This window comes from Yersinia sp. 2466 StPb PI (assembly GCF_041538325.1).
Taxonomy (GTDB): domain Bacteria; phylum Pseudomonadota; class Gammaproteobacteria; order Enterobacterales; family Enterobacteriaceae; genus Yersinia; species Yersinia enterocolitica_E.
Window position 1 is genome coordinate 257,959 of record NZ_JAULSL010000001.1, and the last position, 24,635, is coordinate 282,593.

Genomic DNA, 24,635 nt, shown 5'->3' on the forward strand with positions numbered 1-24,635 from the left:
ATTTTACTAATGCCTCCGGGCGTAAGTTAAGAAGGTTACTGAGCGCGACATGGAGAAGATTACTGTCACGTTAGGGGAACGTAGTTACCCCATTACGATTGCTGCCGGATTGTTCAATGATTCGGCCTCTTTTGCGCCACTAAAGGCGGGTGACCAGGTAATGCTGGTAACTAACCAAACGCTGGCTCCACTCTATCTGGATTCGCTCCGGGCAGTGTTGGAACAAAGTGGCATTAAAGTTGATCAGGTGATTTTACCTGACGGTGAGCAGTACAAATCTCTGAGTGTTCTGGAGCAGGTATTTTCTGCCCTTCTGGAAAAACCGCATGGTCGTGATACTACACTTGTTGCCTTAGGTGGCGGTGTAGTAGGCGACCTGACCGGTTTTGCTGCGGCTTGCTATCAGCGCGGCGTTCGCTTTATTCAAGTTCCTACTACCTTACTGTCTCAGGTGGATTCCTCTGTCGGTGGCAAAACCGCAGTAAATCATCCACTGGGCAAGAACATGATTGGTGCGTTCTATCAACCAGCATCGGTAGTGGTTGACCTTAATTGCCTTAACACTCTCCCTTCGCGTGAGCTTGCCTCCGGGCTGGCTGAAGTTATCAAATATGGCATTATTCTTGATGCGGCTTTCTTTGATTGGTTAGAAGATAATATCGATGCATTACTCGCACTGGATATGTCAGCGTTAGCTTACTGCATCCGCCGTTGCTGCGAATTAAAAGCCGATGTTGTTGCTGCCGATGAACGTGAAGAGAGCGGTATGCGCGCATTACTCAATTTGGGCCATACTTATGGTCATGCTATTGAGGCTGAAATGGGCTATGGCGTCTGGTTACACGGCGAAGCCGTTGCTGCGGGAATGATGATGGCAGCACACACCTCCCGTCGATTAGGTCAGTTCTCAGCCAGTGATGTTGAGCGTATCAAACAACTACTGTTACGAGCCGGTCTGCCGGTCTGCGGGCCGCAGGAAATGACACCAGAGTCTTATCTGCCGCATATGATGCGGGATAAAAAAGTGCTGGCAGGCGAGCTTCGTCTGGTACTGCCAACGGCTATCGGTAAGTCAGAAATCCGTAGCGGTATTGCACATGACATGGTGTTAGCATCTATCACGGATTGCCAGTTATAAAAATGGCATAAGTACGATATTATTCCTTTGCTGCGGGCTGTTTATACCCTAAATAATTCGAGTTGCAGGAAGGCGGCAAGCGAGAGAGCCGATGAGCTTACATAAGTGAGTGATTTGGGTGATTGAGCGTAGCCAACGCACATGCAGCTTGAAGTATGACGGGTATAGCCTGTTTGCAGTCAGTAAAATCAATCAGCCAGATCGCAGTGATCAATGCGGTGGGCTTTTGCCTCTAGTTGGAGGGTTTAGATGGATGATTTAAAGCCGGAAGACGATCTGAAACCAGATAGCAGTGACCGTCGTCCTACACGTGCCCGTAAGTCCTCGGCCGGACCTAAGCTTGCTGTTTCACGCCAACACATCATGATTGGTATCGGCATTTTAGTGCTTTTGTTGATCATTATCGCCATCGGTTCAGCCCTGAAAGCCCCGACTGAGCATGAAGCATCCCAGCAAAACCCGAATGTTGATGCAGCGAGAAATATTAATCTGTCTGATTCATCTTCACTCACTAGCGGCAATAACACTCAGCCCGGTGTAGCAAACAATGCCAGCGACGGTCATGATGCCAATGGCGTGAAGAACTCGGCTCAGCCACAGGATATTAGTGCTCCGCCAATTTCGCCAACGCCAACTGAAGCTTCAGTGCCGCCTTCGGCGAACAGCCCGACTCAGCGTGTTGAATTGCCAGGCAATATGTCTGATGCACTTTCTCAAACTCAGGGGCAGGTTGATACCTTGTCTCAGAATATGAACGACGGTCAGACATCCACCTTGCCGACGGCACCTGCAACGGTTTCTGGTTCAAAAGGGGCTAAAGCACCGGCACCGGCTACGGGTGAAACCATTACCCACCCGTCGCAGAAACAAGCTACGACAGCAGCTAAGCTGCCAACCAGCAACCATAAAAAACCGACCACCGTGGTTTCTCCAGCGGCATCTGCGGTGACCAAATCAGGTTCCGTTGGCAGCAGTAGTACCTTAAAGAATGCACCAGGTAACCATTTCACGTTACAACTGAGCAGCGCATCACGCTCAGACACATTGAATGCCTATGCTAAACAGCAAAAATTAACTGACTATCATGTCTATGAAACTAAACGTGATGGTAAACCTTGGTATATTTTAGTAAGTGGTAACTACCCCTCTTCTGCTGATGCAAAAAGGGCCATCACGACGCTACCAGCCGATGTTCAGGCGAAAAAACCGTGGGTTAAACCTGTACAACAAGTGCAGCAAGACCTTAAAAAATAAATCATTCTTATTTGTGCGCTGATGTGCTGTTTGAAACAGAGTACAATCTGCGGCTCTGAATTATTAAGTAGCTAACTGACGGCATGAAGAAAAACCGCGCTTTTTTAAAATGGGCTGGTGGGAAATATCCGCTGGTTGATGACATACGACGCCATCTTCCAGCGGGAGACTGCTTGATAGAGCCATTCGTCGGTGCGGGTTCGGTGTTTCTTAACACTGAGTATGAGTCTTACATACTGGCCGATATCAACAGCGATCTTATCAACCTCTACAATATCGTGAAGGAACGCACTGATGATTTTGTGCGTGACGCCCGTGTTTTGTTTACGGGCGACTTCAATAAATCCGAGCAGTTTTACCTACTGCGTCAAGAGTTTAACGCCAGTACTGATGCTTATCGCCGCGCATTATTATTTCTCTATCTGAATCGCCATTGTTATAACGGCCTGTGTCGTTATAATTTGAGCGGTGAATTCAATGTGCCTTTTGGTCGTTATAAAAAACCTTATTTCCCTGAGGTAGAGCTTTATTGGTTTGCTGAAAAATCGCAAAATGCGGTATTCGTTTGTGAGCATTATCAGGAAACTCTCTTAAAAGCAGTGCATGGGGCGGTAGTTTATTGCGATCCTCCGTATGCGCCATTGTCAGCGACGGCGAATTTTACGGCATATCACACCAATAACTTTGGCATTGTGGATCAACAGAATCTGGCTCGTCTGGCTTATCAACTTTCGGCCGAAAGCAAGATTCCAGTTCTGATTTCTAACCACGATACAGAGCTGACGCGCAATTGGTATCATCAGGCGTCACTGCATGTGGTGAAAGCGCGCCGTACTATCAGCCGTAATATTCTTGGTCGTAGTAAAGTGAACGAGCTTTTGGCGCTGTATAGCTGAGCGGGAATGCCGCTCGGTAAAGATTCAAACCCAATGGTTTATGAAATAGAACCCCTGACGTAGATGCGCCATCTGTCAGGAAGATGTTTTATAGAACAAAGAGATACGTTTGGAGACGCGGATGAAAAAGTTTTTAATTGCCCCATCTATTCTGTCAGCCGATTTTGCCCGTTTGGGTGAAGATACCGCCAAGGTGCTCGCGGCCGGGGCTGATGTTGTGCATTTTGATGTGATGGACAATCATTACGTTCCTAATCTGACCATCGGGCCGATGGTGTGTCAGGCCCTGCGTGACTATGGTATTACCGCGCCGATTGATGTGCATCTGATGGTAAAACCGGTTGACCGTATCGTCCCGGATTTTGCCAAAGCGGGTGCCACGTATATTTCATTCCATCCCGAAGCCTCTGAACACGTCGACCGTACCTTACAACTGATCAAAGAGAATGGCTGCAAGGCGGGCTTGGTGTTTAACCCTGCTACGCCGCTGAGTTATCTTGATTATGTAATGGATAAGCTGGATGTCATCTTGTTGATGTCAGTTAACCCCGGTTTCGGCGGCCAGTCATTTATTCCTGAAACACTGAATAAGTTACGTCAGGTACGTAAATTGATTGATGCCAGTGGCTATGACATTCGCCTGGAAGTGGATGGCGGGGTGAAAGTCGACAATATTCGCCAGATTGCGGCGGCTGGTGCTGATATGTTTGTAGCGGGTTCAGCTATTTTCAGCCAACCGGATTATGCTGCGGTGATTGATGCTATGCGCAGTGAGCTGGCGATGTCTGCTCATGACTAAATTCGATACTATCCGTGGTGTGGCGTTCGATCTGGACGGTACATTGGTTGATAGCGCACCAGGCCTTGCCAGTGCTATTGATATGGCGTTGCAGCATCAAGGCTTACCGGTTGCCGGTAACGCACTGGTATCCACCTGGATTGGCAATGGTGCTGATATTTTGGTCGAGCGTGCGTTACGCTGGGCAGGTCATGAGCCGGATGCTCAGTCAGTCACACATACCCGTGAGCTGTTTGATCACTATTATGCCAAAACGGTTGAACAGGGGAGCCAGCTATTCCCGCAAGTGAAAGCTACGCTGGCTCAACTGGCAGCCCATGGTTTGCCGATGGGGCTGATTACCAATAAGCCGACGCCGTTTGTTGCTCCTTTGCTGGCATCACTGGGTATCGCAGATTATTTCTCAGTAATTATTGGTGGCGACGATGTGGTAGTGAAAAAACCGCATCCGGCCCCGCTCTATTTACTGTTAGCTAAACTTGGCCTTCGCGCCAGCGAAATGCTGTTTGTCGGCGATTCGCGTAATGACATTATGGCTGCGCAGGCCGCGGGTTGCCCTTGTATTGGGCTGACCTATGGATATAACTACGGCGAAGCTATTGCCACCAGTCACCCCGATTGCGTGCTGGAGCATTTTGCCGATCTGTTGCCCGCCATCGGGCTGTCGTCTTTAAAAGATCAGGATGTATAAAATGAGTAAACCCACTGAATTAACCACTGTATCCAGTAAACCAATCAAGCCTATCGTATTTAGCGGCGCGCAACCGTCCGGCGAATTGACCATTGGCAATTACATGGGTGCGCTGCGTCAGTGGGTACAGATGCAGGATGATTATGAGTGCATTTATTGCATCGTTGATCTGCATGCCATTACTGCCCGTCAAGATCCGGCGCAGTTACGCAAAAGAACCTTAGATACGTTGGCGCTGTATCTGGCTTGCGGTATCGATCCGAAAAAGAGTACGATTTTCGTTCAGTCCCATGTGCCTGAACACTCTCAGCTAAGCTGGGCGCTGAACTGCTATACCTATTTTGGTGAATTGAGCCGAATGACTCAGTTCAAAGATAAGTCAGCCCGCTATGCTGAAAACATTAATGCCGGTTTGTTTGATTATCCTGTATTGATGGCGGCGGATATTTTGCTCTATCAAACTAATCAGGTGCCAGTCGGTGAAGACCAGAAGCAACATCTGGAGCTGAGCCGCGATATCGCTGGTCGATTCAATGCGTTGTATGGTGATATTTTCAAAATCCCTGAGCCGTTTATTCCGAAAGCCGGTGCGCGGGTAATGTCTTTGCTAGACCCGACCAAAAAGATGTCTAAATCTGATGACAATCGCAATAACGTCATTGAACTGCTGGAAGATCCGAAATCGGTGGTTAAAAAGATTAAGCGCGCGGTGACGGACTCAGACGAGCCAGCAGTTATCCGTTATGACGTAGAAAAGAAAGCCGGTGTTTCTAACTTGCTGGATATCTTGTCAGGTGTGACGGGTCAGTCAGTTCCTGAGCTGGAAGTACAGTTTGAAGGCCAGATGTATGGTCATTTGAAAGGTGCCGTGGCGGATGCTGTCTCGGGCATGCTGACAGAGCTACAGGCGCGTTATCACACTTATCGTGAAGACGAGGCTTTCTTGCAGGAAGTGATGCGTGAAGGGGCTGCCAAGGCGCGTGCTCGCGCGCAACAGACATTAGCTAAAGTGTACGACGCTATCGGTTTTGTCGCCCATCCGTAAGACTCAATAATATGAAGGGGGTTTGCCCCCTTCATCAGCAAGGTTTCCTAACCCACCTTTTCTACCTGTTCCGCTGTTTTGCTGTGATCAGTACTGGAGAACCAATTCAGTTTTTCACGTAAACGGACCACGCTACCGACGATGATCAGGCTAGGGCTGTTGACCTGCTGGGACAGTAATCCCAATTGGCTCAGTTCGCCGCTGACTACACGTTGATGCCGCGAGGTGCCATTTTCCACCAATGCCACAGACGTGGTAGCCGGCATCCCATGTTGAATCAGTTGCTGCTGAATTTCTCCCGCCTGGGATAACCCCATATAAAACACCAGCGTTTGTTTCTCTGCCGCCAGATTGGCCCAATCTAATTGAGCGTCTTTTTTGGCATGACCGGTAATCAAACGCACACTTTGCGCATGATCACGGTGAGTCAGGGGTATCCCGCTGTAGGCGGAGCAGCCGGAAGCTGCGGTAATTCCCGGCACTACCGAGAACGGAATCCCCGCTTCTGCCAGTGTTTCCAACTCTTCGCCGCCACGGCCAAAAATAAACGGGTCACCACCTTTCAAGCGTACCACTCGTTTACCCTGCTGTGCCTGTTGCAATAGGAGCTGATTGATACTTTCTTGCGGAACGCAATGGTAGCCGGACTCTTTTCCGACAAAAATCCGCTCGGCATCGCGCCGTACCAGATTCATCACCTCATCAGACACCAACCGGTCATACACCACCACGTCTGCTTGTTGGATCTGCTGTAACCCTTTTAACGTCAGCAAACCGGCATCTCCCGGCCCGGCACCCACCAGAACCACCTCACCGCGATCACTCAGCGGCGCATTGAACAGATGCTCAATATGTTGTTCGATTTGTCGCTGATCGTCGTTAGCCAATGATTGCGCCAGGCGGTCGTGAGTAAGCAGTTTTTCCCAAAAGCGGCGGCGATCGGCCATCGCGGTAAAATGTTGCTTCACCCGCTGGCGCAAATTGCCCGCCAATTGTGCCAATTGGCCCAAATGCTGTGGCAACATTGCCTCGAGTTTTTCGCGCAGCAAGCGCGCCAATACAGGGGCTTTACCGCCGGAAGATATCGCTATCATAATCGGCGAGCGATCAATGATGGACGGCATGATAAAGCTGGTGCGTTTCGGGTCATCCACCACATTGCAGAACACCCGCTGTAGATTGGCGCTCTGATAGACCAAGGCGTTGACTGCCACCTGATCAGTTGCTGCAATCACCAGCCACTTCTCTGCCAACAAATCCGGTACAAATTCGCCGCAGACTAATGTGAGCAGCCCCTGTTCCGCCCAGTGGTGAAACTGTGGCGTAAACTCACAGGCATTGACGGTAATTACCGCACCCGCATCCAGCAGCAAGCGAGCCTTGCGTTCGGCAACTTCACCACCGCCGACCAACAGGCAGGCTTTATGTTGCAGTTGGCAGAAAATCGGGAAGTAGTCCATCGGCAATCCTTCAGTCTAGGGGCGGAAGTGGCTATTGATAAGTTCAGTGATTGAAGGGGCGACCATACCTCGTGGCGCTTCGATGGTTTACACCGAATGGCTCCAACGGCACGTTTCCCCTTAATCAATATTCTCAGTACGTTACTGTTTCACAGCTTGCGGCGCGTTAACTGCCGCAGGTTGCGGGCGGTTTTCCCGTGGTGTGGCATACCAGTAGCCAAGGCCCATAAAGACTGCGCCTGACAAGGTATTACCCAGGGTTACCCACAACAGGTTGTGACCGATGCCACTTAAGGTGTAGGCCTCGCTATGATTACCAAACCAAGACAGGGCAAACAGTGTCATGTTGGCGACAGAGTGCTCGTAGCCTGAGGCAATAAAGGCCAGTAAACACCACCAGATAGCGATAAATTTGGCGGCACCCTCCACACGGATTGCCATCCAGATCGCCAGACAAACCAGCCAGTTACATAATACACCTTTGAAGAATAAGGTCATAGCGGGCGCAGAGGTTTTTGCTAATGCCGCGGTGTGTACCAAGCTGGTATCCACCGACAGCAGGTTACCGCCACCGTAGTAATAGAGCAGAGCCACAAAAACGGAACCCAGTAGATTTCCCAGCCAGGTTTGTGGCAATACTGCCCACATCTGGCTGGATTTGATGGTGCCGGCCTTCACACCGAAAGTCAGGAACATGGTGTGACCGGTGAACAACTCGGAACCCGCAATAATGACCAACGTCAGCGCCAGGCCGAAGGTGGCTCCCATTACCAGTGGGCGGTAAGCAGGATCGATTAGGTTACCCAGTGTGAAAATCAGAATAATGCCAAGGCCGACGTAGGCACCGGCCATTGCTGAGCCAATCCAGAAACCCAACGGGCTTTCTTTTGATAACTTGACGATGCGAGCCGCGTTGGCGGCGCATTTGTTGATCGTATCTGTATACATACTCATACCTGTGATCGAGAGTTATTTTATGGTTATCTGGTACTGACCGGATAACTGTTATTTATCACGCTTTGACTTGCACCATGCCGTCGCGAACTCGCACGTCATAATGGGCAACTGAGCGACTTTCATCTTCCAGACAGAAACCATCATGCAGGCGGAAGTGTTGCTTTTTCAGCGGACTGGCCACCCATAGATCACCTTGATGTTCAGCAATCAACCCGCGTGATAACACACTGGCCTGTGCGAAGGGATCTATATTGCTAATGGCAAAGAGTTGTTCGTCAGCATAAGGGCGGAAAACCGCGACATGCTGCTCACCGATCAAGCCGCATACGCCGCTACCGGGTAAAATATCGTTTAATGGACAAAGTGGAATCCACTGGCTCATACGTTATCCTCCAATTCCAACACCCGGACTGGGATACGCTCATCTGGGCGCGCTGGGCGATGTTGTTCACGTTCAGGTACCACTTGTACATTCGGGTCGCGTAGCGGGCTGTTAATGAAGTGGGCAAAACGAACCTGTGCTGCCGGGTTCTCAACCGTCACTTTCCATTCACAGGTCACTTTGTCGCGTAGGCGGGCAATATCGGCTTCCAACTGGTCGTTAATAGCTAACTTGTCGTCGAGGATCACGGCGCGCAGATAATTAATGCCGCCTTCCAGACTTTCCAGCCAGACGGAGGTGCGTTGCAGCTTATCGGCGGTGCGGATGTAGAACATCATAAAGCGGTCGAGGTAGCGCATCAGGGTCTCTTCATCCAGATCCGCTGCCAGCAGGTCAGCATGACGTGGCTTCATACCGCCGTTACCACAGACATACAGGTTCCAACCATTTTCGGTGGCGATAATTCCGACATCTTTACCCTGAGCTTCCGAACATTCACGGGTACAGCCGGAGACGCCAAACTTCATTTTATGCGGTGTGCGAATGCCTTTGTAACGATGCTCCAGCGCCACACCAAAGCCGACGCTGTCGCCGACACCAAAGCGGCACCAGGTACTGCCAACGCAGGTTTTTGCCATACGTAGGGCTTTGGCATAGGCGTGTCCGGTTTCAAAACCGGCTTCAATGAGTTGTGCCCAGATAGCGGGCAGGTCATCTTTTTGCGCGCCAAACATCCCCACCCGCTGAGAGCCGGTCAGTTTGGTATACAAATTATAGTGTTTGGCGATACGGCCAATGGCTAACAGGCCATCCGGTGTGATTTCCCCGCCCGGTGAGCGAGGGATAACCGAATAGGTACCATCTTTCTGAATATTACCGAGGAAGTTGTCATTGGTATCCTGCAACGGCGTGTGTTGCGGCTCTAAGATATACTCATTCCAGCACGATGCCAGCAGTGACCCTACGGTTGGCTTACATACTTCACAACCGTAACCTTTACCGTATTTCTCCAGCAAGGCATCGAAGGACTTAATCCCTTCAACCCGAATCAGGTGATATAACTCTTGGCGCGAATAGGCAAAGTGTTCACACAAATGATGGTTAACTTCAATGCCTTGCTTACTCAGTTCGGCATTCAGTACCTGGGTGACCAGCGGAATGCAACCGCCACAACCGGTACCGGCTTTAGTGGCGGATTTCAGTGCGGCAACGGTGTGGCAACCCTGGCCGATAGCCTGAATGATGTCGCCTTTAGTCACATCAAAACAGGAACAGATTTGCGCGCTGTCCGGTAGCGAGTCCACGCCCATTGCCGGTTTGCTACCCGCATGGGCCGGCAGAATCAGGCTGTCCGGGTTTTCTGGTAATTCGATGTTGTTCAGTGCCAGTTGCAGCAAGTTGCCATAATCGGTGGTATCACCCACCAGCACTGCCCCTAACAGGGTTTTGTTATCTGCGCTAACCACCAGACGTTTATAAATTTCTTTACTTTCATCCAGATAAACGTAGCTACGAGCACCCTCAGTGCGGCCATGAGCATCACCAATCCCACCGACATCCACGCCCAGTAGTTTCAGTTTGGCACTCATGTCGGCACCGTGGAAGGCGTTTTCGCGGCCAAGTAGATGGTCTGCGGTGACCTGCGCCATTTTATAGCCCGGCGCGACTAAGCCAAAGGTGCGCTCTTGCCATGAGGCACATTCGCCAATGGCGTACACATCAGGGTCGGAGGTTTGGCAATAATCATTGATAGCAATACCGCCACGGCGCGCGGTGGCTAAGCCGCATTGGTGTGCCAGTTTGTCTTGTGGGCGGATACCGGTGGAGAAGACGATAAAATCTACTTCTAACTGGCTACCATCGGCAAACAGCATGGTTTTGCGGCTGTTTTGGCCTGAATGAATAATTTCTTGGGTATTTTTACCTGTATGGACTCTGACCCCCATGCGTTCAATCTTCTGGCGTAGTTGGTCACCCCCCATCGGATCAAGCTGTTCGGCCATTAATACCGGTGCAAACTCAATGACATGGGTTTCAACGCCAAGGCTTTTCAGGGCACCAGCGGCTTCCAACCCTAACAGCCCGCCGCCGATAACCGCGCCACGTTTGCTACGGCGAGTACAAGACTCAATCGCATTCAGATCTTCAATGGTGCGATAGACAAAGCAATCTTGCCCTTCACTGCCTTTAATCGGCGGGATCCACGGGTAAGAACCGGTCGCCATAATCAGCTTGTCGTAATACAGCGTACGGCCACTGTTGGAATGGATCACTTTCTCGGTGCGATTAATAGTGATGGCACGTTCGCCAACCAGCACTTTTACACCGTGCTTTTCATAAAAGCCTTCACGAACCAGTGATAACTCTTCCGCAGTGTGGTGGGAGAAGTAAGAAGAAAGATGTACCCGGTCATAAGCGATGCGCGGTTCTTCGCAAAATACGGTTATCTCAAATTGGTCTTTATCTGCTTTATCTAATAAGTCTTCGATAAAGCGGTGGCCGACCATACCGTTGCCGATGATGGCAAGTTTGACTTTGCTCATTTTTGCCTCAATTTTTAATTTTCTACGCTTACAGTAATCCTCCCTACACCGCACTTCTTGATGTAAATCAATTTGCTTTCCATATACCTCTAAGGTGGTAGATGGATGATTTTTAACGATTTTTGATAAGTTGCGGATTTCATTCATCTTTAGCTGAAAGGTTTCAGTTTTAGATTTTAAATGACGGAAAAGAAAATCGGGCAGCATACTGTTGGTCGGGTAAGCTAAAGCAAATAGCTTTTGGTTATGACCAGAATATAAAAGGGATCATGGAGGCATCGATGACAACGCAATCCTTACCAAATCACTTACTCACCACTATCAATAATGTGCGGCTTGCCGGGCAAGCGGGCTTTTGGCAGATAACTATCGCGGAGGGCAAAATCAGTGCTATTAGCCCGCAGCCGGAACAGCAGACGGTTGGCGCCGGGGTGCTGGATGCGCAAGGTGGGTTGGCATTGCCGCCTTTTATTGAGCCACATATCCATCTGGATACCACCCAAACGGCCGGGCAACCGAGCTGGAATCAGTCAGGTACTCTGTTTGAGGGGATTGAGCGCTGGGCAGAGCGCAAAGCCTTGCTCACGCGCGAGGATGTTAAACAGCGGGCATGGCAGACGTTGAAGTGGCAAATCGCCAATGGTATTCAGCATGTCCGTACCCATGTGGATGTTTCCGATCCTAGTCTGACGGCACTCAGTGCGATGTTAGAGGTAAAAGAAGAAGTCAGCCCATGGGTGGATATGCAGATTGTCGCTTTCCCACAAGAGGGGATTCTCTCTTATCCCGACGGTGCCGCGCTGTTGGAAGAGGCGCTGCGACTGGGAGCTGATGTGGTTGGGGCCATCCCACATTTTGAATTCACTCGCGAATATGGTGTTGAATCTCTGCATATCGCCTTCGCCTTAGCACAGAAATATCAGCGGCTGGTAGATGTGCATTGTGATGAAATTGATGATGAGCAGTCACGTTTTGTTGAAACAGTGGCGGCCTTGGCGCACCGGGAAAATATGGGGGCGCGCGTTACCGCCAGCCACACCACAGCAATGCACTCCTATAATGGGGCTTATGCTTCCCGGCTATTTCGTCTGTTGAAAATGTCCGGTATCAACTTTGTCGCCAATCCATTAGTGAATATTCATTTACAAGGGCGCTTTGATACTTATCCGAAACGGCGTGGTATTACGCGGGTTAAAGAGATGTTGGCGGCAGAAATTAATGTCTGCTTCGGCCATGACGATGTATTCGACCCGTGGTACCCGCTAGGCACTGCCAATATGCTGCAAGTCCTGCATATGGGGCTACATATTTGTCAGTTGATGGGGTATAGCCAAATTAACGATGGGCTGAATCTGATAACCACCCACAGCGCCAGGACAATGCATTTATCTGATTATGGCTTGCAGCCAGGTAATAGCGCTAACCTGATTATTCTGCCCGCAGAAAATGGGTTCGATGCCGTGCGGCGACAGGTGCCAGTGCACTATTCCATTCGTCATGGAATGGTGATTGCCAAAACCCAGCCAGCCGAAAGCCGCATATATCTGGGGCAGGAAGAGGTAGTGAATTTTAAATAGGCGCTGCCCTGCAACCGTGATGGCGGCAGGGCAGTAAAACCGATAAATCAGTCAGTCACATGGCCGTGGCTGCGGTGCTTGGTAAAGAAGCCCAGAATCAGACACATCACAAACACTGCCAGGTACAGGCCGTTTGCTGTTGCCAGCGCGGCATGAACACCACTGTTGGCGACAATCGGGCCAGTCACCACGAAGGTCAGCATGGTACCGACAGTACCGCAGGTCAGGATGAAGTTAACCAGTTTTGGCGAAGAGACTTTGGTTTGCAATGAACCCAGAGTAATCAGTGTGGTGTAAATTGCACTGGAAACAAAACCCAACGCCAGAATGTAGTAGCTCAGGTATTGTGGGTTATCGGTGCTGACAAACAGATACATAGCCAGTGTTGCCAGTGCCGCCAGTACAGTTACGATGCGTTGTAGGTCAAAGAAGCGCAGGATAAAGCTGAACACCCACATCCCAATCATATAAGAGATCCAGAAGTTACTGACCAGTTGGCCAGCCTGACTGATATCCATATTGAAAGTTTTGGTGGCGTATTCCGGTACCCACTGGATAAAACCAAGTTGGCCAAGGATATAGCACAATGCGGCAATCGACAGGAACAGCACGCCAACCCCCCATTTCTCTTTCGCGACCGGTTTGCTTTGATCAGCGGCTTTGTGGCCCAGAACTGGGAACTCAGAGCACAGTGTTAGCACAAAAATACCGACATACAGCAGGCCGATACAAGCGTACACCCAGTACCATTCGATATGGCGTGCCAGCAGCATTGCGGCGGCGACAGGGAAAATCATCCCAGCCATACTGAAGAACGAATCGGTAAACAGCAGGCGTGAACCGCGCTGACGCCCCTCGTACATATGGGTTATCAGGAAGGTACCAATCGACATGGTTATCCCGCTGACCACCCCGAGGATGAACATGCTGATTGAGAAGACCATTAGATTATGGCCAACCATCAATCCGGCGATAGCAATCAACATCAGAATAAAGCCAAACACCAACTGGCGTTTTAATGGAATGATTTCCATTAACCAGGCATTGAGGAAGATGGAGATTAAAATACCCGCGTTAAGGAAAGTAAATGTGTTACTCATACTGGCAATAGGCAGATTGAAATACTCTGCGATATTCCCCATCACCATCCCGGTGACAATAACTAACGCACCAGTAAGGGCGTAAGAGAAGTAACTGATCCAAGTGAGCCGAATGCGATTGCTGTTATTCATAAATAGGCCTGTGCGTCAGTATCAAATAAATAAAGAGTTAAAGACAGATAATTGCTAAAAACGGACATAGGGCTAAAAGGAGGTCAAACCGGTTTTCAGCACTAAGGCGGCGGATCCTAGCACAGGCATAGTGAGTTTTTGTGATTTACATTCAACTTTTAATGTAATGACTGAAAAGCAATTGCGAATAATAGTGAGCCGTCACAGATTACGATGCGGCCTCAAATGATAAAGATTCTTAATTCTATTAAAGTGTGGGTCGTGTTAAGGTTGCTTCAGGTATGATTTGCCCCGCTTGTAGATCAGTAAAAACTCATATACCGGTCGCCCTTCAAGATACAGGAGTGTTGGCAGCCCTTGCTCAGCCCAGTCACTTAGTTATCTAAGCTGCAGGGGATTTGCTCGGTTGCCGTCTACCTGCATCTCAAAGTAACTTGGGTATAAAACTATTAATAAAACAGATAATTAATCCGCCTTACTTTCTTTTTTTCATCGATATAAAGGAATTTATCGTGATGAGAAGCGTGAACACCGATGTAACACCAACGGCGATAGGCTGCCGTTGAGCCAAATTCTTTATCAAAGAAGGCGCTTTTCTGCCTGGTTGGGGATAGCGGCGATCCTGATGTTATTTATCGCTCCGGTGGTTTCAGTTTCACTGGCGCTTTCGTATGAGCAAAAAACCATCTCAACGATGAGTGTGAGTGCTGCTAAGGCCAATTGTGCTATGGATATGGCGCATCACGCTGACCATCAACAGAGCCAGGCAACGGCCCAACATAGCAATACCGCACAGGCCGGAGGCGGTCATGATGGCATGATGATGGATCATGCAGCTTGTGGTTATTGTGTATTACTGACTCATTTGCCCCTACTGAATACAGCTTCCAAAGCGGATATTCGCTCTGCACTACTGTTAGCCGAGATCCCTCCGCCGTTATTTATCTATTGGTTAATTATTCAAGATACCTATTCAGAGAGCCAACCACGCGCACCACCTGCCTTTTATTCCTGATAATCCGATAAAAAATAAAAACCTTTTTTCTGGTGTGGATAAATACTCACCGGAGTAATTTGTATTGCCCAAGGAATAATTATGTCTGGCAAGAGTAAAACCTATAAAAAAACATTATTAGCATGCGCAGTAACCGCTGCTTTTTCGGTATTTGCCTTAAATACCGTTGCCGCTACGCATGATCATCTGATGACTCATGATCCGGTGGCGAATAACACCATCAACGATAGCGGTGATAAAAAACTCAATGATGCTGATGTCATAACTGTTACTGCGCCCCTTCATTCGCCGCTGGTTATCGTGACCTCGCCTAAAGCGCCGCGCCAACCTGTTCCCGCCAGTGATGGGGCTGACTATCTGAAAACTATCCCCGGTTTCTCGCAAATCCGTAATGGGGGTACCAATGGGGATGTGGTGTTCCGTGGCATGTTTGGTTCACGGATAAAAATTCTGACAGATGGTGGGGAAACACTGGGGGCCTGCCCATCAAGGATGGACGCGCCCACATCCTATATTTCACCAGAGAGTTTTGACCTGCTGACCGTAGTGAAGGGACCACAATCGGTGTTGTGGGGGGCTGGTGCTTCCGCCGGTACTATTTTGTTTGAGCGGCAACCCCCTCACTTTGACCAGGCGGGCATCAAAGGGAATGCCAGTCTATTGGTGGGCTCTAATGGTCGCTGGGATAAAAATCTCGATACCAGTTTAGGTAACGAGCAAGGCTATTTGCGCATGATGGGTAATCAGTCTCAGGCTGGTGATTACAAAGATGGCAATGGGGCGCGGGTGCCCTCGAAATGGGATAAATGGAATGCCGATATCGCCGTGGGCTGGACACCAGACAGCGATACGTTGCTCGAGCTAACGGCGGGTAAAGGTGACGGTGAAGCAAGGTATGCCGGGCGCGGTATGGACGGTTCCCAGTTCTTGCGCGAGAGTCTGGGCGCACGCTTTGAAAAAACAAATATCGGTGACGTGTTGGATAAAATTGAAGCCAAAGTCTACTACAATTATGCCAATCACATTATGGATAACAATACCTTACGCACACCACCGATGATGGCGATGTCCAGTAATGTGGACCGGCGCACGATGGGGGGCCGGGTCATGGGCACTTGGTTGTGGCGGGATCTGAAATTGGAGGCGGGTACTGATTTGCAAACCAATACGCACCGTAAAAATAAACAAGGCCATTGGGATAAAGATGCTCGCTTTACCAGCAACGGCTTGTTTAGCGAACTGACCTGGAGTGCCAGCGATCAGGATAAACTGATTACCGGTGCCCGCATTGACCATCATGAAGTCACCAATTATGCCCGTGCTTTTCAACCGACACGCTCTGCAACGCTCCCCGCCGGTTTCATGCGTTTTGAGCATAATCTGGCTGACTTACCCGTGATGTGGTACGCCGGTTTGGGCCATACGCAGCGTTTTCCTGATTATTGGGAGCTATTTTCGCCGACGTTCGGGCCTGTTGGCTCCAGCAGTGCTTTTGAGGGAGTGAAGAGTGAAAAGACCACTCAACTTGATATTGGCGCGCAATACAATGGTAAGCAGCTCAACAGTTGGGTCTCTGCTTATCTTGGTCGGGTCAATGATTTCATTTTGTTCAAGTATGACCCGAACAATCTGCGCATCAGTCAGGCAGATAATATCAACGCAACTATTATGGGGGGTGAGATGGGGGCCGGCTATGCCTTTAACGACAATTGGAAAGCTGACGCCAGCCTGGCTTATGCCTGGGGGAAAAATACCAGTAATCATCGTCCGTTGCCGCAAATCCCTCCCCTTGAAGCACGGTTAGGATTGACGTTTGAAGCAGGGGATTGGAGCAGCACGGCATTATGGCGGTTAGTCAGCAGCCAGCACCGGGTCGCGATTAACGAAGGGAATGTGGTAGGTAAAGACTTTGCTGATAGTGCGGGCTTCGGTGTGCTGTCTGCCAATGTGGCTTACAAGGTTACAAAACAAGTCAAAGTCAGCACTGGTATCGATAATCTACTGAATAAAGCGTACAGCGAGCACCTCAATCTGGCCGGTAATAGTGGATTTGGGTACTCGGCTAATACGTCGTTGAATGAGCCGGGTCGAACTCTTTGGGCAAAGTTGAATGTGACGTTTTAATAGAGCGACCCTTGGTACGTGAAGCAATAGGGGTGTTAGGCACGCAGTCGCATCACTTATTCATGTGAGTGATGCGGGTGATGAGCCTCTGATAAGGTTTATTCTGTGCCAGCAACGCCAATAACATTCGCTATCTTCATGAACGAAAAGAGAGATAAGCAGGAAAGAGCGATAACTTGCCACCGGGGCTGACTAGCGGAGTTGTTTCGGTGGCATAACAGAATCGCGCATAATAATTGTTGGCGGGAAACTGGCACTGGGGAGCTGCGGATTAATCAACAACTGGGTGGCGAATTGCGCCATTCCAACAATCGGGAAATGCAGACTGGTTAATGCCGGACTAACAAAAGGAGCGCGTTCGCCACTGTCATAGCAAATCAATGAAATGTCCTGTGGCACCTGCAAATGGTGTTTATTAATAGCCAACAGCGCGCCGATTGCCATTTCTTCGTTACAGCAATAGATAGCGGTTGGTAGGCGAGGCCGCTTTAAGATCTCGTCCGCGCGTTGATAGCCACTTTCCAGATCGTAAACGCCTTCCACACAGGCGGTAGGTTCTAAACCTGCGAGTTGCATGGCATCCAAAAAACCCTGACGGCGTAACACACTGGAATAGCGCTGAGAAGAGCCACTGATACAGGCAATATGACGGTGGCCTGCATCGATAAGTACCTGAGTCGCCATCTGACTCGCATGCCGGTGATCAAAGGTCACACAGCGGGATTCAAGACCGGGAACCATCCTGTCTAATAACACAAATGACCGGCCTGCCGCTGCAAGTTGTTGCAGTTTCTCGTCACTGAGAAAACGTACATGGAGGATTAAACCATCGCAGCGTAAGTTATACAGGCGCTGAATTGCCTGCCACTCTTTATCAGCATTATCCCGCCCTTGGGTGACCAATAACTGCTTACCCTGTGATTCTGTTTCGGTTTGTACGAAGTCCATCAACGCGCCAAAAAAGCCACCGCGATATGAGGTTGTCACCAACCCCAAGGTATTACTTTGGCTGGAAGCCAGTGCACGTGCGGCAGGGTTTGGGGTGTAACCCAATACCGCGACCGCTTGTTCAACCTTTTCGCGGGTCAGGGTTTTGACATTGGTATCACCGTTGACCACGCGGGAAACCGTAGCGCGGGAAACCCCGGCTAATACCGCGACGTCTTCCAGTGTAACCATTTCATGCTCCTGTTTAGGCTAAAAGTAACCCTTGGCTATTGAGGCCGCAGGGGGTTAGCGGCGTTCGTGACTCACTCCAGACCGCAGCAATCAGCATTCAAATCTGCCGATTGGTCACCCGAATCGCTTGATTGCGCAAGTTCATCGGGATTTGTGCGGGTTATCTGGCTATAACGCCTATAGCGTTGGGTATAAAGTCAGAACCCGCAACAATAGTTAATTTACCATCACAGTTCTGTGAACTGAGGCAAGTAAGGTTTATTTACCTGTAGAACTTCCTCCAATAGTGGCTGAGCAATGCTGGCGTTAGCAATCAGTGGGTTAGTCACTAACGCTAACAAGGCACTACGACGGTCACCGTGAACCGCAGCTTCAATAGTCAGGCGCTCGTAGGCTTTTACTTGCTGGGTCAACCCATGCATAGCAACAGGTAATGGGCCGAAGGTGAGTGGGTGTGCACCTTGTGCATCAACAATACAGTTAGTTTCTACTACTGAGCCGTCAGATAAGCCGCGAATTGCACCCCGGTTTGTTGTATTGACAACAAGTTGCGTACCTAAATTATTATGAATGGCACGAATAAGTTCCAGTGCAACTTCAGAATAAAATGATCCGCCACGGAAGCTGAGTTGCTCTGGTTTACTGTCCAAATGCGGATCAGCGTACAGCTCGAATAGCTCTTTTTCTACCTGCATAACTTGTTCCGCACGGGTGCCACGCTCGGCTGCTGCGGCCATCTCTTCTGCCAACATATCCTGAGTCTGATAGAAATAGCGATGATACGGACAAGGAATCGCCCCCATTGCCCGCAGGAACTCTGGCGGCCATGGTGCTTCCTTAATGCTGTTCATGGTTAGTGAGGCCCCGTCACACAACATGTCCAGTACCTCGGCGGTAACATCTTTGCCACGTTGTAACACCTCATGCACCCACACCATATGATTTAGCCCGGCAAAGCGCAGTTGGATATCTTCATAAGGTGCGTGGAGCAAGTTGGCAATCATATGGTGCATGCTGATTGGGACATTACACAAGCCGATGATTTTCGCTTTGCTATAACGTGTCACTGCTTCAGTAACGATACCGGCTGGATTGGTGAAGTTAATGATCCAGGCATCCGGCGCTAACCGCTCAACTCTGGCGGCAATATCAAGCATCACCGGAATGGTACGCAGAGCTTTGGCAAACCCACCAACCCCGGTAGTTTCCTGCCCAAGCAGGTTATATTTCAGCCCTAAACGTTCATCCGCGGCGCGTGCAGGGAGTTGGCCGACACGGAACTGTGTCAGGACAAAACTGGCTCCGGCAATCGCGTCATCCAGTGAGAAGTGAATGCTGACTTTTACATGCTCTAGCCCATGCCGGTCCAGCATTCTTCGGGTTAATGCAGCAATGATTTCCACTTTTTGACGGCCCAATTCGACATCAGCCAGTGCCAGTTCAGTGACCGGTAACTGGTCAATACGCTGAATCAGCCCATCAACCAACTCCGGGGTATAGCTACTACCGCCACCGATAATGGCAATTTTAAAGGTTTTCATCATTTGGCTTCCATATAGATTAATTAGAAATGAGAGCGCTCTCATTTGAAAGCAGACTAGCGATTAACCAAAAACAAAATGAGATGTTTCTCTCAAAAATGGCAGATAAGATAAAGGAAAATAAACAAGACGTGATCCCTATAGCAGAATTCCACTGTTGCCTGGGAGTGCGGGAATGGTTTAATTTGGCTAATTAATCATCATGGTGCGGTTTAACTGCTGAAGAGGCAGCTTTTCAGCCTAAATGCGCATTCTGTTACGTAAAATTCCGTAAATGGGTGGCATTGCGCGGGTCAGCTCTCTAGAATCAAAGCGCTTTTCCGTTGTTCGCATCCTACAGAAAGGAACCGTTAATGTTTAAACGTACTTTAGTGACCTTCATTGCACTTTGTTCCCTTAGCGCCGTGGCCCCCGCAGCGTTTGCTGCCGGTGAGCCTCATGTGTTGTTAACGACGTCAGTTGGGAATATTGAGTTGGAACTCAATAGCCAGAAGGCCCCGGTTTCAACACAAAACTTCGTTGATTATGTTAACAACGGCTACTACAACAACACTATTTTTCACCGTGTTATCCCTGGTTTTATGGTTCAAGGTGGTGGTTTTACTGCTGACTTCAAACAGAAAACTGCTAAAACACCAATCAAAAATGAAGCGGATAACGGCCTGCGCAACCTGCGTGGCACCATCTCTATGGCCCGTACTGCTGATAAAGACAGTGCTACCAGCCAGTTTTTCCTGAATGTGGCAGACAATGCCTTCCTTGACCACGGCCAACGTGACTTCGGTTATGCGGTGTTCGGTAAAGTGGTTAAAGGGATGGATGTGGTAGAGAAGATCTCCCAGGTTCAGACCGAAAATGTCGGCCCGTATCAGAATGTGCCGGTTAAACCTATCACTATCCTGTCAGCGAAAGTTTTACCTTAATCGCTGGTTACCAGCCTTCACGTTAAACCTCGAAGGCTGGTTTACAACCAAGCTGTCTTTTGCTTGCTGCCCACCTGCAACGCACGTTCTTTGGGTAACAGTCGCATTGCTGTCATAAATTAATCCGTTTGCCCGAATCGGGTGCTTATAATCAATTATCTGTCTCTAACGTAAACGTGATGGGGTGAAGGTTTATGAGTGAAACATTGCTTATCGCGAAGGTGCCGCCGGCACAGGATTTAGTGATTTTATCGGCTCTGGCTAACCGTCATGGCTTGATTACTGGCGCGACCGGCACGGGTAAAACAGTCACCCTGCAAAAAATGGCTGAGCAATTTTCCCGTATTGGTGTGCCGGTATTTCTCGCCGATGTGAAAGGGGATTTATCTGGCATTGGGGCGGAAGGGGTTGATTCGGAAAAACTCCAAACCCGACTGGCAGCGATAGGTGTTACGGATTGGCAGCCACAAGCTTGCCCGATTGTGCCGTGGAATATCTTCGCTGAAAAGGGTCATCCGATCCGTGCCACTATTTCCGATCTTGGCCCGCTGCTGCTAGGGCGTCTGCTTGATCTGAATGACGTGCAAAGTGGTGTGTTGCAACTGGTATTCAAAATTGCCGATGACAACAACCTGCTGCTGCTTGATATGAAAGACTTGCGGGCTATCGTGCAATATGTTGGTGACAACGCGAAACAGTTCCGTACGCAATACGGCAACATCACGCCGGCCTCAATTGGTGCTATCCAGCGTGGTTTACTGGCTTTGGAAGAGCAAGGTGCCAATCAATTCTTTGGCGAGCCGATGCTGGATATTCACGATTTAATGCAAATCGACAGCCATGGGCAGGGAGTTATCAATCTGTTAGCGGCTGATCGGTTAATTAATCAGCCCAAACTGTATGCGATTTTTCTGTTGTGGTTGCTGGCTGAACTTTTCGAGCAACTTCCTGAAGTGGGTGATGTTGATAAACCTAAGCTGGTGTTTTTCTTTGATGAAGCCCATCTGTTGTTCAGTGATGCGCCAACGGCGCTGGTGGATAAAGTTGAACAGGTGGTCCGGCTGATTCGCTCGAAAGGGGTCGGCATCTATTTTGTGACGCAAAATCCATTAGATATTCCCGATAAAATCCTCGGTCAACTGGGCAACCGGGTACAGCATGCTCTGCGTGCCTTTACCCCACGGGATCAAAAAGCAGTTAAAGCTGCAGCTCAGACTATGCGCGCGAATCCGGCATTCAGTGCCGAACAGGTGATTACCGAATTGGGGGTTGGCGAGGCTCTCATCTCTTTCCTTGATGAGAAAGGGCGGCCTAATGTGGTCGAGCGGGGTATGGTTATCGCGCCACAATCAAAAATGGGCGCATTGGATGCGGCAGCGCGTAATCACGCCATCAATCATTCCCCACTATATGGTCGTTATGAAGAGGGGGTGGATCGCGAGTCTGCTTATGAGAAATTATCTGCGGGTGGATTCTCTACCATGGGGGATGCAGCGCCCGGAGGGGGGGCGGCTTCTCAGCCGTCAACCGATCAGCAGGGTAGTGCGGGCGGTGGTTTGATGGATGGGCTGAATGATTTACTGTTTGGTTCTACCGGCCCGCGCGGTGGCAAACGTGATGGTATCGTCCAGACGGCAGCTAAGAGCATGGCGCGGGACTTGGGGCGACAAATTTTGCGTGGTGTCTTGGGGTCAATTACCGGTGGGCGTAAGCGTTAACCTGATTTTTTGGATATGAAATGCTGCTATTGATCGATAATTACGATTCGTTTACTTACAACCTCTACCAGTATTTTTGTGAGTTGGGTGCTGAGGTGGTGGTTAAACGTAATGATGAGGTACAACTTGCTGATATTGAAAAGTTATCACCCTCACATTTGGTGATTTCGCCTGGCCCTTGCACGCCCAATGAGGCCGGAATTTCTTTAGCGGCCATCAACCATTTTGCCGGAAAGTTACCGATACTGGGTGTTTGCTTGGGGCATCAGGCACTAGGGCAGGCTTTTGGCGCACGTGTAGTGCGAGCGCGGCAAGTGATGCACGGTAAAACCACGGCTATTTGCCATAATGGTCAGGGGGTTTTTCGGGGGCTTAACCAACCGCTGACCGTGACCCGTTATCACTCTTTGGTGATTGCGACCGACTCATTGCCAGACTGTTTTGAACTGACCGCCTGGACGGAACATGAGGGAGTGATGGATGAGATTATGGGTATCCGTCATCGCACCTTGTCATTGGAGGGGGTGCAGTTCCATCCTGAGAGTATCCTCAGCGAGCAAGGTCATCAATTATTAGATAATTTCCTTAAAAATTAGCTGGTTGAGTTGTATTTATTATTTAATTATTTTTTTTGTTTGCCTGATTGTGATTTTTTATGCATATTTTGTGATTATATTTTCATATACCAATAATTGGTAACTCAATGGATTATACCCAAAGTAATTGGAGTTGCAGATAGGCAGCCCGCAAACGAATCCCGCTGAGCTTACACAGTCAAGTGATTCAGGTGACAAATCTGTCGGGAACAGATTTGAACGCTGCTTGCAGCGGCCTCGAAGAGGTGAGGCCCAGGGATGGGCCGAATAATGCGTGCAGCTAACAACCCTGTAGCTTCAAGTGCGAAGGGGATATCAGGGTGGACAGTATAATGGCGGATAAGTTAGCAGTAACTCGCAGTACATTCGATCAGGTTATTTTGCCTGTTTATGCACCAGCACAGTTCATTCCGGTAAAAGGGAAGGGCAGCCGAGTGTGGGATCAACAAGGCAAGGAATATATTGATTTTGCTGGTGGAATTGCGGTTACTGCTCTGGGGCATTGCCACCCGGCGCTGGTAGCGGCATTGCATCAGCAAGGTGAGACGTTATGGCATACCAGTAACGTTTTCACTAATGAGCCTGCACTTCGTTTGGCGCAAAAACTGATTGATGCCACCTTTGCGGATCGCGTGTTTTTTGCCAACTCGGGTGGCGAGGCAAATGAAGCGGCCTTTAAGCTGGCTCGTCATTATGCCATTGAACGTCATAGCCCCTATAAGACTAAAATCATTGCTTTCCATAATGCTTTCCATGGCCGCACCTTATTTACTGTATCGGTGGGTGGTCAGCCCAAGTATTCCGATGGTTTTGGCCCGAAACCTGCCGATATCATCCATGTGCCGTTTAATGATCTGGCTGCGGTGAAAGCCGTTATGGATGACCATACTTGTGCGGTGGTACTCGAACCCATTCAGGGAGAAGGGGGGATCACCTCTGCGACGCCTGAATTTCTACAAGGGGTGCGGGCTTTATGTGATCAGCATGATGCGCTGCTGGTATTTGACGAAGTACAAAGCGGTATGGGGCGTAGCGGCAAGCTGTTTACCTATATGCATTATGGTGTGACGCCAGATATTCTGACCACGGCGAAAGCCTTAGGTGGTGGTTTCCCTATCAGTGCGATGCTAACCACGGAAGAAATTGCGTCGGTAATGGCGGTGGGAACTCACGGCACCACCTATGGGGGCAATCCTCTGGCCTGTGCCGTCGCTGAGGCTGCTCTGGATGTGATTAATACCCCTGAGGTACTTAATGGTATTGAACAGCGCCACAGCCTGTTTGTGCAGGCGCTGCAAGAGATCAATAACAAGTATCACCTGTTTGACGATATCCGTGGCATGGGGTTATTGATTGGTGCCGAGTTAACGCCGCAATACCATGGCCGTGCGCGCGAGTTGCTGATGGCTGCGGCGGCTAATGGCTTGATGGTCCTCAATGCCGGGCCAAATGTGTTGCGGTTAGCCCCTTCATTAGTGGTGGAGCTGGATGATATCAAACAAGGAATGGCGCGGTTAGAGCAAGCCATCGCCAGTCTGGTCCAGGATTAACTCAATTATGGAGAG

20 protein-coding genes are annotated in these 24,635 nt (G+C 49.6%); 13 read left to right on the forward strand and 7 right to left on the reverse strand.

What is annotated here, in order from left to right:
• Window positions 1-49 precede the first annotated feature (49 nt).
• The 6 genes from aroB (at window position 50) to trpS (ending at window position 5,823) form a co-directional block, all read left to right on the forward strand.
• A complete protein-coding gene (aroB, locus tag Q2T72_RS01015) occupies window positions 50-1,138 on the forward strand; it encodes a 3-dehydroquinate synthase (RefSeq protein ID WP_372568497.1) in 1,089 nt (362 codons plus the stop codon).
• A 249-nt stretch (window positions 1,139-1,387) separates the two neighbouring features.
• A complete protein-coding gene (locus Q2T72_RS01020; protein WP_372568498.1) occupies window positions 1,388-2,392 on the forward strand; it encodes an SPOR domain-containing protein in 1,005 nt (334 codons plus the stop codon).
• 83 nt (window positions 2,393-2,475) lie between these two features.
• On the forward strand, window positions 2,476-3,288 hold the full coding sequence (gene dam, locus Q2T72_RS01025; protein WP_083161216.1) for an adenine-specific DNA-methyltransferase: 813 nt from the start codon (window positions 2,476-2,478) through the stop codon (window positions 3,286-3,288).
• A gap of 121 nt (window positions 3,289-3,409) precedes the next feature.
• Window positions 3,410-4,087, forward strand: coding sequence for a ribulose-phosphate 3-epimerase (gene rpe / locus Q2T72_RS01030; protein WP_042568757.1), 678 nt, complete (start codon window positions 3,410-3,412; stop codon window positions 4,085-4,087).
• Window positions 4,080-4,778: a phosphoglycolate phosphatase gene (locus Q2T72_RS01035; RefSeq protein ID WP_083161214.1), complete on the forward strand. Its 699-nt coding sequence runs from the start codon at window positions 4,080-4,082 to the stop codon at window positions 4,776-4,778. The genes rpe and Q2T72_RS01035 overlap by 8 nt, the downstream gene beginning before the upstream one ends.
• Before the next feature lies 1 nt (window position 4,779).
• Window positions 4,780-5,823 (forward strand): tryptophan--tRNA ligase, encoded by a 1,044-nt coding sequence (gene trpS / locus Q2T72_RS01040; protein ID WP_372568499.1) that lies wholly within the window; start codon window positions 4,780-4,782, stop codon window positions 5,821-5,823.
• 47 nt (window positions 5,824-5,870) lie between these two features.
• Here the strand turns inward: trpS and cysG are convergent, their stop codons facing one another.
• From cysG to nirB, 4 genes are all read right to left on the reverse strand, one after another.
• Window positions 5,871-7,283, reverse strand: coding sequence for a siroheme synthase CysG (gene cysG, locus Q2T72_RS01045; protein ID WP_083161210.1), 1,413 nt, complete (start codon window positions 7,281-7,283; stop codon window positions 5,871-5,873).
• Window positions 7,284-7,424: 141 nt separating this feature from the next.
• Window positions 7,425-8,231, reverse strand: a complete 807-nt coding sequence (gene nirC / locus Q2T72_RS01050) for a nitrite transporter NirC (protein ID WP_083161208.1) — start codon at window positions 8,229-8,231, stop codon at window positions 7,425-7,427.
• Window positions 8,232-8,295: 64 nt separating this feature from the next.
• A complete protein-coding gene (nirD, locus tag Q2T72_RS01055) occupies window positions 8,296-8,622 on the reverse strand; it encodes a nitrite reductase small subunit NirD (RefSeq protein ID WP_050087415.1) in 327 nt (108 codons plus the stop codon).
• Window positions 8,619-11,165, reverse strand: coding sequence for a nitrite reductase large subunit NirB (gene nirB / locus Q2T72_RS01060; protein WP_083161206.1), 2,547 nt, complete (start codon window positions 11,163-11,165; stop codon window positions 8,619-8,621). The genes nirD and nirB overlap by 4 nt, the downstream gene beginning before the upstream one ends.
• Window positions 11,166-11,446: 281 nt before the next feature.
• On the opposite strand from nirB, the gene Q2T72_RS01065 reads away from it, so the two are divergent.
• Window positions 11,447-12,742 carry a cytosine deaminase gene (locus Q2T72_RS01065; RefSeq protein ID WP_193784747.1) on the forward strand — a complete coding sequence of 432 codons (1,296 nt, stop codon included), beginning with the start codon at window positions 11,447-11,449 and terminating at the stop codon, window positions 12,740-12,742.
• Between the two features lie 47 nt (window positions 12,743-12,789).
• Here the strand turns inward: Q2T72_RS01065 and tsgA are convergent, their stop codons facing one another.
• Entirely contained in the window at window positions 12,790-13,974 is a 1,185-nt protein-coding gene (gene tsgA / locus Q2T72_RS01070; RefSeq protein WP_050087416.1) for an MFS transporter TsgA, read from the reverse strand.
• A gap of 625 nt (window positions 13,975-14,599) precedes the next feature.
• On the opposite strand from tsgA, the gene Q2T72_RS01075 reads away from it, so the two are divergent.
• Both Q2T72_RS01075 and Q2T72_RS01080 read left to right on the forward strand, forming a co-directional pair.
• On the forward strand, window positions 14,600-14,989 hold the full coding sequence (locus Q2T72_RS01075) for a DUF2946 domain-containing protein (protein WP_372568500.1): 390 nt from the start codon (window positions 14,600-14,602) through the stop codon (window positions 14,987-14,989).
• A 189-nt stretch (window positions 14,990-15,178) separates the two neighbouring features.
• Window positions 15,179-17,113: a TonB-dependent copper receptor gene (locus tag Q2T72_RS01080; RefSeq protein ID WP_372569839.1), complete on the forward strand. Its 1,935-nt coding sequence runs from the start codon at window positions 15,179-15,181 to the stop codon at window positions 17,111-17,113.
• Between the two features lie 192 nt (window positions 17,114-17,305).
• On the opposite strand, the gene Q2T72_RS01085 is transcribed toward Q2T72_RS01080, so the two are convergent.
• Both Q2T72_RS01085 and Q2T72_RS01090 read right to left on the reverse strand, forming a co-directional pair.
• The gene (locus tag Q2T72_RS01085) at window positions 17,306-18,292 is read right to left on the reverse strand and encodes a LacI family DNA-binding transcriptional regulator (protein ID WP_083161198.1); all 987 of its coding nucleotides are present in this window, start codon (window positions 18,290-18,292) and stop codon (window positions 17,306-17,308) included.
• Between the two features lie 227 nt (window positions 18,293-18,519).
• Window positions 18,520-19,833: a 6-phospho-beta-glucosidase gene (locus Q2T72_RS01090; RefSeq protein ID WP_372569840.1), complete on the reverse strand. Its 1,314-nt coding sequence runs from the start codon at window positions 19,831-19,833 to the stop codon at window positions 18,520-18,522.
• 353 nt (window positions 19,834-20,186) lie between these two features.
• On the opposite strand from Q2T72_RS01090, the gene ppiA reads away from it, so the two are divergent.
• The 4 genes from ppiA (at window position 20,187) to Q2T72_RS01110 (ending at window position 24,620) form a co-directional block, all read left to right on the forward strand.
• Complete coding sequence (ppiA, locus tag Q2T72_RS01095; RefSeq protein WP_083161196.1) at window positions 20,187-20,756, forward strand: peptidylprolyl isomerase A; 570 nt, start codon at window positions 20,187-20,189, stop codon at window positions 20,754-20,756.
• Window positions 20,757-20,950: 194 nt separating this feature from the next.
• Window positions 20,951-22,474, forward strand: coding sequence for a helicase HerA-like domain-containing protein (locus Q2T72_RS01100; protein ID WP_372568501.1), 1,524 nt, complete (start codon window positions 20,951-20,953; stop codon window positions 22,472-22,474).
• Window positions 22,475-22,494: 20 nt separating this feature from the next.
• On the forward strand, window positions 22,495-23,070 hold the full coding sequence (locus tag Q2T72_RS01105; RefSeq protein ID WP_083161192.1) for an aminodeoxychorismate synthase component II: 576 nt from the start codon (window positions 22,495-22,497) through the stop codon (window positions 23,068-23,070).
• 332 nt (window positions 23,071-23,402) lie between these two features.
• Window positions 23,403-24,620 (forward strand): aspartate aminotransferase family protein, encoded by a 1,218-nt coding sequence (locus tag Q2T72_RS01110; protein WP_372568502.1) that lies wholly within the window; start codon window positions 23,403-23,405, stop codon window positions 24,618-24,620.
• The last annotated feature ends 15 nt before the right edge of the window (window positions 24,621-24,635 follow it).

What these genes read in the sequence shown, in the direction of transcription:
- Q2T72_RS01090 (WP_372569840.1), bottom strand. Translation starts at nt 19,833, where the DNA reads ATGAAAACCTTTAAAATTGCCATTATCGGTGGCGGTAGTAGCTATACC.
- Q2T72_RS01035 (WP_083161214.1), top strand. Translation starts at nt 4,080, where the DNA reads ATGACTAAATTCGATACTATCCGTGGTGTGGCGTTCGATCTGGACGGT.
- rpe (WP_042568757.1), top strand. Translation starts at nt 3,410, where the DNA reads ATGAAAAAGTTTTTAATTGCCCCATCTATTCTGTCAGCCGATTTTGCC.
- tsgA (WP_050087416.1), bottom strand. Translation starts at nt 13,974, where the DNA reads ATGAATAACAGCAATCGCATTCGGCTCACTTGGATCAGTTACTTCTCT.
- Q2T72_RS01110 (WP_372568502.1), top strand. Translation starts at nt 23,403, where the DNA reads ATGGCGGATAAGTTAGCAGTAACTCGCAGTACATTCGATCAGGTTATT.
- Q2T72_RS01100 (WP_372568501.1), top strand. Translation starts at nt 20,951, where the DNA reads ATGAGTGAAACATTGCTTATCGCGAAGGTGCCGCCGGCACAGGATTTA.
- Q2T72_RS01085 (WP_083161198.1), bottom strand. Translation starts at nt 18,292, where the DNA reads ATGGTTACACTGGAAGACGTCGCGGTATTAGCCGGGGTTTCCCGCGCT.
- aroB (WP_372568497.1), top strand. Translation starts at nt 50, where the DNA reads ATGGAGAAGATTACTGTCACGTTAGGGGAACGTAGTTACCCCATTACG.
- Q2T72_RS01075 (WP_372568500.1), top strand. Translation starts at nt 14,600, where the DNA reads ATGTTATTTATCGCTCCGGTGGTTTCAGTTTCACTGGCGCTTTCGTAT.
- Q2T72_RS01065 (WP_193784747.1), top strand. Translation starts at nt 11,447, where the DNA reads ATGACAACGCAATCCTTACCAAATCACTTACTCACCACTATCAATAAT.
- Q2T72_RS01080 (WP_372569839.1), top strand. Translation starts at nt 15,179, where the DNA reads ATGACTCATGATCCGGTGGCGAATAACACCATCAACGATAGCGGTGAT.
- Q2T72_RS01020 (WP_372568498.1), top strand. Translation starts at nt 1,388, where the DNA reads ATGGATGATTTAAAGCCGGAAGACGATCTGAAACCAGATAGCAGTGAC.
- nirD (WP_050087415.1), bottom strand. Translation starts at nt 8,622, where the DNA reads ATGAGCCAGTGGATTCCACTTTGTCCATTAAACGATATTTTACCCGGT.
- ppiA (WP_083161196.1), top strand. Translation starts at nt 20,187, where the DNA reads ATGTTTAAACGTACTTTAGTGACCTTCATTGCACTTTGTTCCCTTAGC.
- nirC (WP_083161208.1), bottom strand. Translation starts at nt 8,231, where the DNA reads ATGTATACAGATACGATCAACAAATGCGCCGCCAACGCGGCTCGCATC.
- cysG (WP_083161210.1), bottom strand. Translation starts at nt 7,283, where the DNA reads ATGGACTACTTCCCGATTTTCTGCCAACTGCAACATAAAGCCTGCCTG.
- trpS (WP_372568499.1), top strand. Translation starts at nt 4,780, where the DNA reads ATGAGTAAACCCACTGAATTAACCACTGTATCCAGTAAACCAATCAAG.
- nirB (WP_083161206.1), bottom strand. Translation starts at nt 11,165, where the DNA reads ATGAGCAAAGTCAAACTTGCCATCATCGGCAACGGTATGGTCGGCCAC.
- dam (WP_083161216.1), top strand. Translation starts at nt 2,476, where the DNA reads ATGAAGAAAAACCGCGCTTTTTTAAAATGGGCTGGTGGGAAATATCCG.
- Q2T72_RS01105 (WP_083161192.1), top strand. Translation starts at nt 22,495, where the DNA reads ATGCTGCTATTGATCGATAATTACGATTCGTTTACTTACAACCTCTAC.